This is a genomic window from Brevibacterium yomogidense, assembly GCF_016107685.1.
GTDB classification, from domain to species: Bacteria; Actinomycetota; Actinomycetes; order Actinomycetales; family Brevibacteriaceae; genus Brevibacterium; species Brevibacterium yomogidense.
This window is the reverse complement of sequence record NZ_JABASY010000003.1, coordinates 270,943-285,467: the sequence shown is the minus strand read 5'-3', so window position 1 is coordinate 285,467 and position 14,525 is coordinate 270,943. Positions and strand designations below refer to the sequence as shown.

Here is a 14,525-nt window from a genome sequence, read left to right as displayed (position 1 = left end):
CCCTGTGCCCCCGGGGTGCATCTGTGATCCCCGAATGTCATGCCCGACTGAGGATCTTCACGAACGGCCGCTTCCCGCGTGGCGGCTGGGGCCCCTGCGGGTCGAACAGCGGGGTGTATCCGTTCTTGAGGTAGAGCGCGACGGCCTCCGGCTGCTTGGGCCCGGTCGTGAGGTAGACGCGGTCGTATCCGGCCTCCACTGCTTCGTGCTCCAGCGCGACCAGCACCTGTCCGGCGAGCCCCCGACCGCGGTGGTCGGGGTGCGTCCAGACCCGTTTGAATTCGGCAGTGTGGTCGTCGTACCGCATGAAGGCACCACCAGAGATCGGATCCTCACCGTCCAGCAGGACGATGAACGCCCCGTGAGGCGGGGCGAAGGCATCCGGAGGGTAGCGGTTGATCTCCACGCTCGCGGGTTCCCCCTTGAACTCCAGCCCGTACCGGGAGTCGTACTCCCGCTCCAGATCGGCCAGGAGCGGCGCGGCCAGTGGATCGTCCGCCGCCACTCTGAGGGTGCGCAGCACAGTGCGCGTCTCCGTGGGCAGGGTTTCGGTGGTCGGTCGGGTGTCCGCGGTGGGCAGTGCCTCGGCGACGGGCACGGGGCCGGTGAGGGGCAGGACTTCGGTGGCGTGCAGGGCTTCAGGGGCGTGCAGGGGTTCGGCACTCATGGCGACCTCCTCGGGGCGGGACCGGTGGGGCGTGGGGCAGACAGGGCGGGTCCATGAGCGGTTCGCCAACCGCTACGTCCCCGTGTTCCCAGCGCTTCAGGAACTGGCTCTCTTCCCCGTTCCTCGCCGCGTAGTTGAGAGTTGGGGCGGAAGCACGGCGTCGCGGGGAGCACCCTGTCTGGTTCCTGGGCTTTCGGGCGCCTCGTGGCGTCGAATAACTGAAATATTTGCACGGCGGGAGGGACACGGGATGCCACGGCGACTTATATGTCCGGCCGTGACCTGACTGGTCATTGTTCTTACGTCGATGACGGCACCGCCTTGACTCAGAGCGGGAGTGTGCGGATCATGTCGGTCCGCCGATCGCGTCCCCGACTGTCAGTCGGCCTGCTTCTGCTTCTGCCATTCCTTGTAGAAGGACAGGACGAAGATACCGACGATGATCGCGAGGGTGAGCCACAGCGCGTACTTGTCGATCACCTTGAGGATGTCGACTGCGGCCTCGCCCAGCTGGTATCCCAGAACGGTCCAGATGAGCGTGAAGATCAAGCAGCCCAGCAGGTCTGCTGTGAGGAACAGGGACAGGCGCATCCGCGTCCACCCGGCCACTAAGTAGACGATTGTGCCGGGGATGCCGGGGCACCTCGCGATGACCGTCATGAGGAACAGCGCCCAGTCCGGGATGTTCTTGAGCTTCTCCGCTCGTTTGCGCTGCCGCTCGTTCTGCGCGAACAGCCTGAGGATGCCGTCGCCCCATCGGCGGCCTGCCAACCAGAAGACCCAGTCGAGCTTCGCCATGCCCACGAACCCTGCGAACACGACCAGCCACAGGGGGAGGTCGCCCACCCGGGCGTACGCGGCTGCCGCGACGATCGCGGTCTTCGCCCCGTTGATGAATTCCTGCAGGACCGGTGCGTTCACGAGGAGCCACGGCCGGAACGGCAGAAGCGCCATATAGACGAGCGGCACGCCGATGATGAGGACGAGGAGGATCTTGTCCAGCCTCGTGGCCTTCCCCTTCCAGGGCTTCACCGCGTCCCAGGGATCCTCAGGGGACGCTTCGGTCGACGTTCCGCCCGGAGCACCATCCGGCTCCGCAGCGCTGTCGCGTGCCGCAGGGCTCTCGGTTGCAGGGGTGGCGTCGACAGACGACCCGTCGATCTCCTCGGACGTCGTTTCGTCGCGGGGACGGTCGTCGCTCATCGTGCGGCTCCTGCGGGGGTGAGTGGGACTCGATCCGGTGGAGGACCGTAGCGACGACCAGGGTACCGGACGCCGGCGTACTGCCCTTGTGATCCGGCGTGCTGCCCCTGCGTCCCGGCGTGCAGGATCTGTGTCACTGGCGTCACGGTGGTTGCGGCGCTGCATGTGTGGCACGACCACTGACGTGCGAACGCGACGACCATGTGCACGTGTGACACGTCGTGGGGTGGGGTGTCTTCCGTCCCCGCGGGGACGGGGTATAGTGTTCCACGTTCGCGGATGTAGCTCAGCTGGCAGAGCATCTGCTTCCCAAGCAGAAGGTCGCGGGTTCGATCCCCGTCATCCGCTCCACCGGAAGTGCTGGGACGTCGTACACACGGCGTCCCAGCACTTTTTTCGTGTGTGGGGGCCGGTTCTGCGAGGTGCTTCTTCAGTCTCGTGGACGGGGTCGCTCGTGCTGTGAAATGGGCTCACGAGTCCCGCGAACCTAGTGGCCCGGTTGAGTGGCACTTTTACGCGTTGACTGCATCGTTTTCAGCAGTGTTCTACTGCTGAAAACGATGCAGTCAGTGGCGGAAACGCGCAGTGAACGACAGACGGCTCTGTTGCTTCACATGCCGCTTCGTCACTCGACAGTTTTCGGGTACGTCACGACAGCATCATCGACCACCGCACCCTCACTCATCACGGCCTCGACGGTCTTCCCGGGACCCATGATGTGCTGGACCGCCTCGTGGTGCGCCAGCAGGTGGTCGGCGATGATGCGGCGGTGGCAGCGCCACCACACCGCCTCGGAGCACATCACCGTAAGACGCTGCTTGCGTCCCCACGACCGCAGCGCGTCCAGCGCGTCGCGGAACCCCTCCGACAGCGCGTGGTCCGCGTAGTTGTGGAAGCTGCGGTTCTGCCACCATGCGTTCTCCTCGAAGGGCACCGTCTTGCTGACGGGCCGCCGTCCGGTGAGCTCTTCCGCCCGAATCATGTCGATCCCCACGTCGCTCAACGAAGACTGGAGTGCGTCCTCATCGAAATGCGGATACTTCGAGGACCCGGGCAGCTTGCGCACATCCACCACCAAGCCGATCGCGTTCTCCTCGAGCAGGCGCAGGAACTCCTCCAGCGTCCGGCTCGAATGCCCCACCGTGAAGAATGGTCCGCCAGCGCTCTCACCCACCGGTCAGCCTCCTGTCCGACTCACCTGTCCGACTCACCTGTCCGACTCACCTGTCCGTCTTACTGCCTCCACGCCGCGAGCTGCTGGGCGCTCACTTCCGCCAGCGCGGCCTGCCAGAGCGGACCGAACGTCACGCGTCGCACGCCGATCCCACGAAGCTGCTCGAGGGAACCGGACTTCGCGCCGTTGACCGGGTGGGCGGTGACGTTCACCGGGACACTCACGGCAGCGACGATCGCAGCAGCGGATTCACCATCGGGCAGCCCCACAGGATAGACACTGCGTGCACCCGCCTTCACCAGGAGTCGGACGCGTTCGACCGCCTCCGCCAGCGGATCCTCGAAGAGTGCGGTGCCGTGCACCAGCGCGTCGGTGCGCCCGTTGATGACGAGCTCCACCCCGGCCTCGTCGGCGGCCGCGCGTGCTTCCGCGATGTATTCGGCGTGCTCGTCGCGCTCGCGCATGCGCCCGTTCTCCCGGCGCACCGTGTCCTCGACGTTGATGCCCACCGCGCCCGCCTCCAGAACCTGTGCGACCAACTCACGCGGGGTCAGCCCGTACCCGGATTCCACATCCACGCTCACGGGGAGGTCCACGGCGTCGACGATGCGGCGCGTGGCCTGCATGTAGTCCGCGAAGTCCATCGCCTCGCCGTCACCGGGCCCCAGAGCGTCACCCACGGGATGGCTGCCCACGGTGAGGCCCGTGAAGCCCGCGGATTCTGCCAGGCGCGCGGACCACACGTCCCACACCGTGGGGAGGACCAGCAGGTCTCCGGACGCATGTGCCTGTGCGAATGCCGATGCCGTCTTCTGTATGTCTGCCATGACTCTCCTCCACCGTTCGGTCGCACAGAGGTCACTGTGCGGAGGCGGCCTCGCCATCGACAGTGATCGACAGCCACCTGTTCGGAGCAACAGCGGGCCGCAGCAGACCATTCCGGAAGCACTCGGAAGCCACCCGCCACGAACGCCACCACTCCGTCCCTCAGGGTTCACCCAGGGTTCGCACACCGTCTCACCAGCACTGACAGAGTCTTCGCGGATCGACCCGCCTGTCTGGAAAGAGACCATGTCACTCACACCCACTCGTTCACTGCTCACGTCGCTGGCGCTCGCCACCGCACTCGTGGCGCCGGGAGCCGTGCTCGTCCCGGGACTGCCCGGGACCTCGGCGCCGGTACACGCTGCCCCCACGGACGACCAGCTGGGAGCGGACGGCTCCGTCCTCCGCTCCTCGGAGACCACCCGCGTGGCACCCGGCCTCGACCTCACGCACTTCTCCCGCATGGAGGACAGCAGCTGGAACAACGGCAACGTCCTCACGGCGGACCTCACCGTCGACAGCCTCTCCGTCGACGTGACGGACACCGGCATCGTGACCGATCGTGCACCCACCTCGGAGGTCATGGCCTCCGGGGATCACGGCGGCCAGGCCGTCGCCGCTGTCAACGGCACGTTCTTCGACATCAACCACTCCGACGCCCCCATCTACACGTCCGTGTCCCGCGAGGGGATGCGCGTGGGCGCGAACACCCCGATGCCCAGCCTCACGCTCACCGGCCGGCAGGCGGCGGTCCAGATGCTGTCCGCCTCCGGCACACTCACCGCGGACGGTGAGGAGCACGATCTGGGCGGCCTCAACAACCCGCAGCTGACGGAGGGCATGATCGGCGTCTACACCGCGGCGTGGGGTGACTACACCCTCGACCGGCCCGTGGGTGGGCCGGACTCGGGGGCGGACGACGTCGCCCGCGCGACTGTCGTCGACGGGAGGTCATCGACGTCTCCGGGCTGGTCGACTCCGCCGGTGACCCGGAGATCCCCGACGGCGGGCAGGTGCTCCTGGGCCGCGACGCGGGAGCCCAGACGATCGCCGCGCTCGAAGTGGGCGATTCCGTCGACATCGAGATCGCACCCAACCACGACGTCGACGCCGCGATCGCCGGCAGCCACCAGATCCTCACCGACGGCGAGGTCCCGGACATGAGCGCGGACCTCGCGACCGCCGTCCACCCCCGCACCGCAGTGGGCATGAGCAAGGACGGCACGGAGCTGTTCGTCATGACGATCGACGGCCGCAGCGGCGCCTCCCGCGGGATGACACTCCCGGAGCTGGGTGCGTTCTTCAAGGACCTGGGTGCGCACAACGCGCTCAACCTGGACGGCGGCGGGTCCACGACGATGGTCGCCCGCCCCGCCGGTGCGGACGCACCGTTCGTCCAGAACTCGCCGTCCGACGGTGGGGAGCGGGAGGTGCCCAACGCGCTCGTCTTCTACTCAGACGCACCCGCGCAGCAGCTGAACGACGTCCAGCTCGACACGGCCCTGGACGGCGAGGACACCGTCCTGCGCGGCATGCACCGCACCTACCGCGGGACGGGGCTGGGGGAGAACCTCGACCCGCTCGCAGTGTCCGGCACCTTCGCGACAGACAGCGGGCTCACCCTCGCCGAGGCCGACGGCGCCACCGCCTCCGTCCGCGGCGAGACGACCGGCACCGCCCGCGTGTCCTTCGCCGCGGACAACCACACCGCCCGCAAAGATCTGCGCGTGCTGGGGGAGGCGATCGGCCTGCGCCCCAGCTCCCGCGCCCTCAACCTCGCAGAGGTCGGGGACTCCGCGGAACTCACGATCACCGGTTTCGACTCCGACGGCCGGACCGCTCGCGTCGAGACCCGCGACCTGGACATCGAGGCGAGCGACGGCATCGACGTGACGACGGACGATCTGGGCAACATCGTCATCACCGCGACTCAGGAGACCGCCGGCGGGGCGGTGACGTTCCGTGCGGGGGAGGCGACGGCCTCGGTCCCGATCACGGTGGGCACGCGGGTGACGGACGTCGTCGACTTCGGTGACCCGGGCGCGTTCACGGAGGAGACGGCGCGGGCGACGGGCTCGTTCATCGCGGGCGAGCCGACTCCTGACGGCGTCCCGTCGGTCGCGATGGAGTACGACTTCACGCAGTCGTCCGCCACTCGCGGCTACTACCTCATCAGCAGCGACGAGCCCACGATCGACGGCAACACGCTCGCGTTCGAGCTGATGATCCGCGGCGACGGTTCCGGTGCGTGGCCCCGCCTGCAGGTGCGCGGCGCGGACGGCGTCGTCACCAACCTGGACGGCGACCACCTCGCGTTCGACGGCTGGCAGAAGGTCCGCTTCGAGGTGCCGGCCGGGCTCGCCCAGCCGCTCACCTTCGAACGGATCCGCATCATGGAGACGCGACCCACCGCCCAGTACGAAGGCGACATCGCCATGGCCGGTCTGCAGGCGATCTCCACGCCCGAGGCCGCACCCACCGAGGACACCCCCGTCCACGACCCGGCCCTGCTGGCTACCGGCACTGTCGCGGACCGCCCGCAGAACATCGCGGTCATGAGCGACGCGCAGTTCGTCGCGGCGAACCCGGACAGCGACGCGGTCGCGGGAGCCAGGCGGACGCTTCAGGAGATCCGGGAGGCGCAGCCGGACCTGCTCGTCATCAACGGCGACTTCGTCGACGAGGCGTCTGACGACGACTTCGCGCTCGCCCAGCAGATCCTCGACGAGGAGTGGACGGAGGGCATCCCGTACGTCTACGTGCCCGGCAACCATGAGGTGATGGGCGGGGAGATCGCGAACTTCGAAGGCGCGTTCGGGCCCACCGCCACGGAGCGCACCCTGGGGCGGACGAAGGCGATCACGCTCAACACCGCGTCCGGTTCGCTGCGGGACGGGGACACGGACCAGCTGCGGATGCTCGAGGACGCGCTCGACGAGGTGGGCGAGAGCGACCACCTCACCGGTGTGACGGTGTTCTTCCACCACCCGCCGCAGGACCCGCTGTCGTCGAAGTCCAGCCAGCTGTCGGACCGGCGGGAGGCGGCGGAGCTCGAAGCACTCCTGGGCGCCTTCCGGGAGGACACCGGCAAGTCCGCCGCTGTCGTCAACGGGCACGTGGGCGTCTTCCACGGGTCCGCCGTCGACGGGGTCAGCTACCTCATCAACGGGAACTCCGGGAAGAGCCCCTCCGGGACGGCCGCGGCCGGTGGGTTCACGGGGTGGACGATGCTGGGGGTGGACCCGGGCCTCGGCGACGTGGGGGACAACCCCACGACCGCGGACCGAGTCGCGTGGCTGGCGGCGGAGACCCGCCCCTGGGTCGACGAGATCACCGTCGACGCGCCGGGGGCGATGGTCCCGGGCCAGACCGCCGAGGTCTCGGCCGAGTTCACACAGGACGGTCGGACCGTGCCCGTCGGGTGGCCGGTCACCTCGCAGTGGGGTGGCGACGGTGTCGTCGTGGACGGCGGCGACGACGCGGTGGAGGTGAGCTCCGACGTCGTGCGGGTGAACCCGCGCACCGGTGAGATCACCGCGGTGCAGCCCGGAACCGCGACCGTGTCCGTCACGGTGAACGGGCGGACCGCGGAGGCGACGGTCGTGGTCGCAGGTGACGAGCCGGGACCCGAACCGACAACGGATCCCACAGGGGAGCCGACGGACGGCCCGACTGGAGAGCCGACGGGTGAGCCCACGGGAGGTCCGACCGACGAGCCGACTGCGGAGCCGACGGGTCCGGGTTCTCCGGGTTCTCCGGGTTCTCCGGATTCGACGGACGATCCCGACTCACCGGACCGCGATGACTCGAAGAGCGACCACGGTTCGGGTGAAGACGATACGGGGACACTTCCCCGGACCGGTGCCCAGGTGGGTCTGGCGCTGGTGCTCGGCGGTGCCCTGATCGTGGCAGGGTTCGTGCTCACTCACATGGTGCGCAGACAGCAGAGCTGACGCGCGGAAGCACGACCACGCGGACGGGCGCCGGCCTCGGGAAGGAGCCGGCGCCCGTCCTCGTCGCCGCGCCGTCGGCTACCTCCATGCCCCTTGCCGGGATCTCGCAGACGTGGCCTGTCTCACCAGGGGAACACTCGTACCGAATCTGTGCAGTCCCTGGGAGAATCCCTGGGCGTCGGCCCTTCGCAGTGCCGACCCGATCATCCGGTGCCGAACGTTGCCGCGGCTCTGACACGAGGAGACCCATGACCACGACGACCGTCGGTTCGCCCGAACCCGCGTCCACACCCGGTTCGGCGCGGCCCGGTACGACCGGCCCCCGGGAGATGCGCAGGGTCGCCGGTGCCAGCGCGATCGGCACGGGCATCGAGCTCTACGACTTCCTCATCTTCGGGCTGGCCGCAGGACTCGTGTTCCCCCAGCTGTTCTTCCCGGAGTCCGACCCGCTCATCGGCACCCTCCTGTCGTTCATGACGTTCGGGGCGGGCTTCGTGTCCCGGCCGCTGGGCGGCATCGTGTTCGGCCACTTCGGCGACCGGTTCTCCCGCAAGACGATGCTCGTCATCTCCCTGGTCGCCACCGGTGCGTGCACCGTGGCGATGGGCCTGCTGCCCACCTACGCGACGGTCGGGGTGCTGGCCCCGATCCTCCTCGTCGCGCTGCGCGTCCTCCAGGGCTTCTTCATGGGCGGTGAGCAGTCCGGCGCGTTCCTCATGGTCACCGAACACGCACCCCGTGGACGCAAGGCGTTCTTCGGCGCGTTCGTCACCGCCGGTTCGCCGATCGGCAGCATCCTGGGCATCGGCGTCTTCAACATCGTCGCCGTCGCGACCGGTCCGGCCTTCACGGAGTGGGGATGGAGGATTCCGTTCCTCGCCTCCGCGGTCCTCATCGCCGTGGGCATCTACGTGCGACTGGGCATCTCGGAGAGCCCCGTCTTCCGCACCATGGCCGCAGGTGACAAGGTGTCGCGACTGCCGCTGGCCGGTGTCGTCGCGACCGCGCTGCCGCTCATCATCGGCGGGGTGCTGGTGAACCTGGGGTTCAACCTCTTCATCTTCATCGTCAACTCGTTCAGCATGTCCTACGGCACGGAACAGCTGGGGATGGACCGGAACGACATCCTCCTGAGCGGCATGGCCGGATCCTTCGGCATGCTGATCTCCGTGTTCGTCGCCGGCTGGCTGGCGGACCGGATCGGCCTGCTCAAGGTGATGATGGCCGGTGCCATCTTCCAGATCGTGTGGGCGTTCCCCTACTTCTGGCTGTTCGACAGCCGCGACGTGGGCCTCATCTACCTCGCGGTCATCGTGGCCTACATCGGCCTGAGCTTCGTGTTCGGCCCCATGGCCGCCTACTACGTGAGCCTCTTCAAGCCCGAATACCGCTACTCCGGCGTGGCACTGTCCTACAACCTGGGCGCAGTCCTGGGCGGCGGACTGTCCCCGTCGATCGCGACGGCGCTGCTGGGCTACTTCCACGGCAGCGCGGGCATCTCCCTCTACATCGCGATCGGCGGAGTGCTCTCCGCGATCGGCCTGCTCATCACCGCGAAGCAGGTGCGCCGCTCGTCGACTGAGACGCTGGGGGACTGACCGCGGTTCGCCACTGCGGCGCTCCGGGGCCAACACCCCTCCCACACGTCACGTGCTACACGTCATGCACGCGCTTCAGAGGAACAAGTCGGTCTGCAGCGACTCCTCGCTGGAACCTTCGAACAGGTAGGGCGAGAAGTCCGTCACGCCGACGCTGCGCAGCACGTCCTCGTCGACGAAGCACTTGCCTGTGGCTTCCGATGCGGGACGGCGCAGCACTTCCCGTGCTGCATCGGCCACGATCTCCGGCCTGCGGGATGCCCGCATCGCGTCGTCCCCGCCCACCACGTTCTGCACGGCGGCCGTGGCGATGAGCGTCCGAGGCCACAGGCAGTTCGCGGCGATGCCCTCGTCGCGGTGCTGCCCGGCGAAGCCCACCGTCAGCATCGTCATGCCGTACTTGCTGAGCGTGTAGGGAGCGTGCTGCGCGAACCACTTCGGGTCCATGTCGAGCGGCGGCGACAGCGTCAGCACGCGAGGCGCAGACGACTCCAGGAGGTGCGGCTGCGTCGCGGAGAGCACGCTGAAGGTGCCGCGCACATTGATGTCCTGCATGAGGTCGTAGCGCTTGGGGGACAGCTCACCGAACCCGGAAAGGGCGATCGCGGACGCGTTGTTCACGACGATGTCGATCCCGCCGAACCGCTCCACGGTCGACCGGACCGCGCCGGCCACGGATTCGTCGTCACGCACGTCGCCCACGATCGGCAGCGCGGTGCCGCCGGCCTCTTCGATCTCCGCCGCAGCAGTGTGGACGGTTCCCGGCAGTCGTGGATCCGGGGTGTCCGTCTTGGCGACGAACGCGATGTTCGCCCCTTCGCGTGCCAGTCGCGTGGCGATCGCCAATCCGATCCCGCGGCTGCCTCCCGTCATGAACACCGTGCGTCCTGCGAAATCCTTGTCGCTCATGTCCGTCCCTCTTCCCCGTGGTACGTCGTCGTGGATGTGATGGTGACCACGGTAGCGAACCACGGTCCTGAAGGCAGTCGGCGGGAAAGAAGCGCAGGTGAAACCCGCTGAAACTCGTGTGATGTGGAACACTGTGAGGGGTCCGTGCCTCGGTCTTCGAGGTGCGGCGTTCAACAGTATGAACCCTGTCCAGACCCTTAAGTCGAAAGCAGAGTGATATGTCTGTCGACGCGCAGAAACCGGATCCTCCGGCGGTCGCCGCATCGGGCGAACCGTCCTCGGGATCGGTGATCCTCAAACCCGTCTTCATTCCGGCCGCGGCGGTGATCGTAGGCCTCATCGGCCTCGTCCTGATCTTCCGCAAGCAGGCGGAGGATCTCACGGAAGTACTCAACACCGCGATCACGGACGGGGTGGGCTGGTGGTACGTCATCGCCGTCAACTTCTTCCTCATCTTCGTGCTCTTCTGCGCCTTCACGAGGATCGGTCGTATCCGACTGGGCAGGGACGACGAGCGACCGGAATTCAGCGTCGCGTCCTGGTTCATGATGCTGTTCAGTGCGGGAATGGGTATCGGCCTGGTCTTCTTCGGCGTCGCTGAACCGCTCAGCAACTACGTGCTCCCTCCAGAAGCGCACGGGAACGATCCTCTGTCGATCGGAGCGGCCCAGGACTCCGTGGGTCTCATGATGCTGCAGTGGGGCCTGCACCCCTGGGGCATCTACGCGGTCGTGGGTCTGGGCATCGCTTATATGACGTTCCGGCGAGGCCGCCCCCTGGCGGTGCGATGGCTGTTGGAGCCTCTCATCGGTCGCAAACGTGTCGAAGGCTGGATGGGCCACACGATCGATACGATCGCCATCATCGGCACCCTGTTCGGCATCGCCACCTCCTTCGGCTTCGGTGTCAGCCAGATCGTGGCGGGCCTGGAATACCTGGGCTGGGCGGAGAGCTCTCCGCTCCTCGTCATCGGCATCATCACCGTCGTGACCGCAGTAGCGCTCTGGTCCGTCCTCTCCGGCGTCCACAAGGGCCTGAAGTGGCTGTCGAACATCAACATGTCGATCGCGGCCCTGCTGGCGCTCGTCGTGTTCCTCATCGGTCCTACGATCTTCCTTCTCCAGGCGATCCCGCAGAACCTGGGCTCCTACCTCAGCCAGCTGCCGGTGACGACTCTGCACACCGGCGCGTGGTCGTCCGATGGTTGGGAAGCCGTGTGGACGATCGGTTACTGGGGCTGGTGGACCAGCTGGGCCCCGTTCGTCGGGATGTTCATCGCACGCATCTCCCGCGGTCGCACGATCCGCGAGTTCGTGCTGGGCGTCCTGCTTGCACCGACCGCAGCCAGCCTCGTCTGGTTCACGATCTTCGGCGAGTCCGCGATGCTGTTCGCCCATGACGGACGCATGGACGTGAGCGACGGCGTCGACAACACGACATCGCTCTTCGAATTCTTCGGCACATTCCCGATCGGCGGGGTCCTCAGCGTCGTCGGCATCATCGTCGTCGTGTTCTTCTTCGTGACCTCGTCTGATTCCGGCTCACTCGTCATCGACATGCTCGCCTGCGGAGGGAAGGTGGAGACTCCGAAATCCACGCGCGTGTTCTGGGCGGTCCTCGAAGGGGTGGCGGCAGCTGTTCTGCTGGTGGTCGGAGGTGACGTCGCGCTCACCGCCCTGCAGACGGTCGCTGTGTCCACTGCGGCACCGTTCTCTGTCATCCTCGTTCTGGCATGTATCTCGCTCTACAGAGCGTTCCGGCACGACGTCGCGAGGATGCCCGAGTACATCCAGCTCATCTCCACGGACCCGCCGAGCATGGTACTCACACCCGGCACAGAAGCCGCTGCAGAAGGAGTCCGCACCGGGGAGCGTCTGTCGGCACGTCTTCGTCGCGAAGTCCGCGGTCTGCGTGGAGTCTCCGCATCGCTGGGCGGGTTCGAGCCCGACACACCAGCGACGGGAGACGCCGGCGATCCGGCAATCGTGTCCTACAGGCCGCTCAACACCGGGAACCTCGAGTTCGATTCCGCGTCCGGTCGCCCCATCGGCACGCAGCAGGGCGCGGATCCACTGGACGGAGAGGTCTTCGACACTGAGGAGTTCCAGGCATCTCAGCAGTACGTCGACATGGGGGAGAGGCCTGCAGCGCACGGGCCGGCCACAATCGACGAGAAGGACGTCGACCCGCAGGCATAGTCCTGGCTCCGCAGCGCGTTTCGCGCACCGGCTGAGGCGTGCGAAGCGGAGTACGGTGGGCAGAGAAGCGCCGAGGCGCCGGCTGGAATCCAGTCGGCGCCTCGGCGCTTCTGCGGGTGGCTTCGGAAGGAAGCTCGGCCCTGTGGGTGTTCCTTACGAGTCCCCGTCTTCCGACGGATGGGGAATCCGGCGGCTTCCCGTGCGTCCCGCCAGAGTGACGTTGCGCTTGGGGCGTCGGCGCACGTCCCTGGGCGGCTCCTCGTAGAGGCCGCGCATGACGGGGACCTCGGTCGCGGGCTGCGGACGGGTGACCGTGTTCACCGGGTCCTCGTACTCGTACTTGTCGTCTTCTGCTCGCATACGGCGGATGGTCTCCTCCGGCGGCAGCACCTTGCGCCATTCGCGGGTGCGGACAGCCGGCATCTCGCCGGCGTCCTCCCGCAGGGCTCGGTGCAGTGCATACATCTGGAAGAACGCGATGATGAAGAACGGCAGCCCGATGAGGATACTGATCGACTGCAGGGCCTCCAGCCCACCTTCCCCGGAGAACACCAGGAGTGTCGCGGTGATGAGACCGACAGCCAGCGCCCAGAAGAGGCGCTGACCCAGGGGGTTGAAGTCCTCATGCCCGTTGGACATCGTGTCGATGACGAGAGCCGCCGAATCCAACGACGTGATGAAGAAGATGATGACGATCGCGATCGCGAAGACGGACACGATCCAGGCCGCCGGGTAGTGGGAGAGCAGCTCGAAGAGGGCACCGGGGATGTCCTCGTCCACCACGACCCGCTCGACGAGCCCGCCCTCGCCGTTCATCTCGATGTTCAGCGACGCGTAGCCGAAGATGCCGAACCACACGACGGAGAACAGTGCCGGCACTGCGAGGACGCCGATCACGAACTGGCGGATCGTGCGTCCGCGGGAGATGCGGGCGATGAAGATGCCCACGAACGGCGACCAGGTGATGGTCCACGCCCAGTAGAAGACGGTCCACGTGTTCTGCCAGCCGGTGTCCGCGAGCGTGTCGTTCCACAGGGCGAGGTCCGCGAGGTTCCACACGTAGGATCCGAACGACTCGAACGTCCCCTTGAGCATGAAGAGGGTGGACCCGCCGGCGACCAGCACGAACAGCAGCAGCGCGACCGCTCCGACGATGTTGATGTTGGAGAGGACCTTGATGCCCTTCTCCAGACCGAGCCCCACGGAGATCATCGCGATGCCCGTGACGATGCCGATGATGATGAGCTGCCAGCCGGCGTTCTGCGGCACCCCGAACAGCTGCTCGAGGCCACCGTTGATCTGCAGCGTTCCCAGGCCGATGGAGACGGCCACGCCGAACACGGTGCCGATGATGGCGACCACGTCGATGAACTTGCCGATGGGCCCGTGGATCCGCTTGCCCAGGATGGGCTGGAAGATCGAGGACACGCGTGGCGGCAGGTTCCGCTTGTGGATGAAGTACGCGAAGCCCAGCGACGGAAGCGTGAAGATCGCCCACGTGTGGAAGGTGAAGTGGTAGAGGGAGAAGTTGAGGGCGTCCACGGCGGCGGCGGTGGATTCCGGTGCGATCCCCAGCGCGCCTTCACGGGGTGGCGCACCGAAATGGCTGACAGGCTCAGCGACACCCCAGAACATGAGGATGGAACCGATGCCGGCGGCGAAGAGCATGGCGAACCAGGCGGCATTCGAATGCTCGGGCCCCTCATCGTCCGGACCCAGCTTGACGCGGCCGAACCGGCTCGCGGCAATGTAGATGAGGAAGATGAGGAAGCTGGTGACACCCAGGATGTAGAACCATCCCAGGTTCACCATGAGCCAGTGCGAGGCAACGCCTGTTGCTTTGGACAGGGGTTCGGTGAAGACGATCGTGGCAAGGACGAACAGGATGATGATCCCTGCAGCGCCGAAGAACACCGCTGGTGTGGTCCTCAGACGCAGTCCGTCATGGAGGCGGTTCAACATGTGCCGCACCTTCCGCGGTCAGGGCCGAAACCGGGA

At 67.1% G+C, this 14,525-nt stretch carries 10 protein-coding genes and 1 tRNA gene; 5 read left to right on the top strand and 6 right to left on the bottom strand.

The annotated features are described in order from the left end of the window. Nucleotides 1-37: 37 nt before the first annotated feature. Complete coding sequence (locus JFC09_RS09740; protein ID WP_232483388.1) at nucleotides 38-667, bottom strand: GNAT family N-acetyltransferase; 630 nt, start codon at nucleotides 665-667, stop codon at nucleotides 38-40. A 378-nt stretch (nucleotides 668-1,045) separates the two neighbouring features. Next, entirely contained in the window at nucleotides 1,046-1,870 is an 825-nt protein-coding gene (locus JFC09_RS09735; protein WP_198393818.1) for a DedA family protein, read from the bottom strand. 275 nt (nucleotides 1,871-2,145) lie between these two features. On the opposite strand from JFC09_RS09735, the gene JFC09_RS09730 reads away from it, so the two are divergent. Then, nucleotides 2,146-2,221, top strand: a tRNA-Gly gene (locus JFC09_RS09730). Nucleotides 2,222-2,495: 274 nt separating this feature from the next. Here the strand turns inward: JFC09_RS09730 and JFC09_RS09725 are convergent. Next, nucleotides 2,496-3,044 carry a DUF488 domain-containing protein gene (locus JFC09_RS09725; RefSeq protein WP_198393817.1) on the bottom strand — a complete coding sequence of 183 codons (549 nt, stop codon included), beginning with the start codon at nucleotides 3,042-3,044 and terminating at the stop codon, nucleotides 2,496-2,498. A 59-nt stretch (nucleotides 3,045-3,103) separates the two neighbouring features. Then, a complete protein-coding gene (locus JFC09_RS09720; protein WP_198393816.1) occupies nucleotides 3,104-3,871 on the bottom strand; it encodes an isocitrate lyase/PEP mutase family protein in 768 nt (255 codons plus the stop codon). Nucleotides 3,872-4,115: 244 nt separating this feature from the next. On the opposite strand from JFC09_RS09720, the gene JFC09_RS16900 reads away from it, so the two are divergent. The 3 genes from JFC09_RS16900 to JFC09_RS09710 all read left to right on the top strand — a co-directional run bounded on the left by JFC09_RS16900 (nucleotide 4,116) and on the right by JFC09_RS09710 (nucleotide 9,420). Then, complete coding sequence (locus JFC09_RS16900) at nucleotides 4,116-5,033, top strand: hypothetical protein (RefSeq protein WP_332839723.1); 918 nt, start codon at nucleotides 4,116-4,118, stop codon at nucleotides 5,031-5,033. Then, nucleotides 4,931-7,822, top strand: coding sequence for a phosphodiester glycosidase family protein (locus tag JFC09_RS09715; RefSeq protein WP_408610964.1), 2,892 nt, complete (start codon nucleotides 4,931-4,933; stop codon nucleotides 7,820-7,822). The genes JFC09_RS16900 and JFC09_RS09715 overlap by 103 nt, the downstream gene beginning before the upstream one ends. A 248-nt stretch (nucleotides 7,823-8,070) precedes the next feature. Continuing rightward, entirely contained in the window at nucleotides 8,071-9,420 is a 1,350-nt protein-coding gene (locus tag JFC09_RS09710) for an MFS transporter (RefSeq protein WP_198393814.1), read from the top strand. Between the two features lie 75 nt (nucleotides 9,421-9,495). Here JFC09_RS09710 and JFC09_RS09705 read toward each other — a convergent pair whose 3' ends face one another. Beyond that, on the bottom strand, nucleotides 9,496-10,329 hold the full coding sequence (locus tag JFC09_RS09705) for an SDR family oxidoreductase (RefSeq protein WP_198393813.1): 834 nt from the start codon (nucleotides 10,327-10,329) through the stop codon (nucleotides 9,496-9,498). Nucleotides 10,330-10,547: 218 nt separating this feature from the next. Here JFC09_RS09705 and JFC09_RS09700 point away from each other — a divergent pair, with 218 nt between their 5' ends. Further along, a complete protein-coding gene (locus JFC09_RS09700; protein WP_198393812.1) occupies nucleotides 10,548-12,527 on the top strand; it encodes a BCCT family transporter in 1,980 nt (659 codons plus the stop codon). Between the two features lie 153 nt (nucleotides 12,528-12,680). On the opposite strand, the gene JFC09_RS09695 is transcribed toward JFC09_RS09700, so the two are convergent. Beyond that, nucleotides 12,681-14,489 (bottom strand): BCCT family transporter, encoded by a 1,809-nt coding sequence (locus JFC09_RS09695; RefSeq protein ID WP_198393811.1) that lies wholly within the window; start codon nucleotides 14,487-14,489, stop codon nucleotides 12,681-12,683. Nucleotides 14,490-14,525 lie beyond the last annotated feature (36 nt).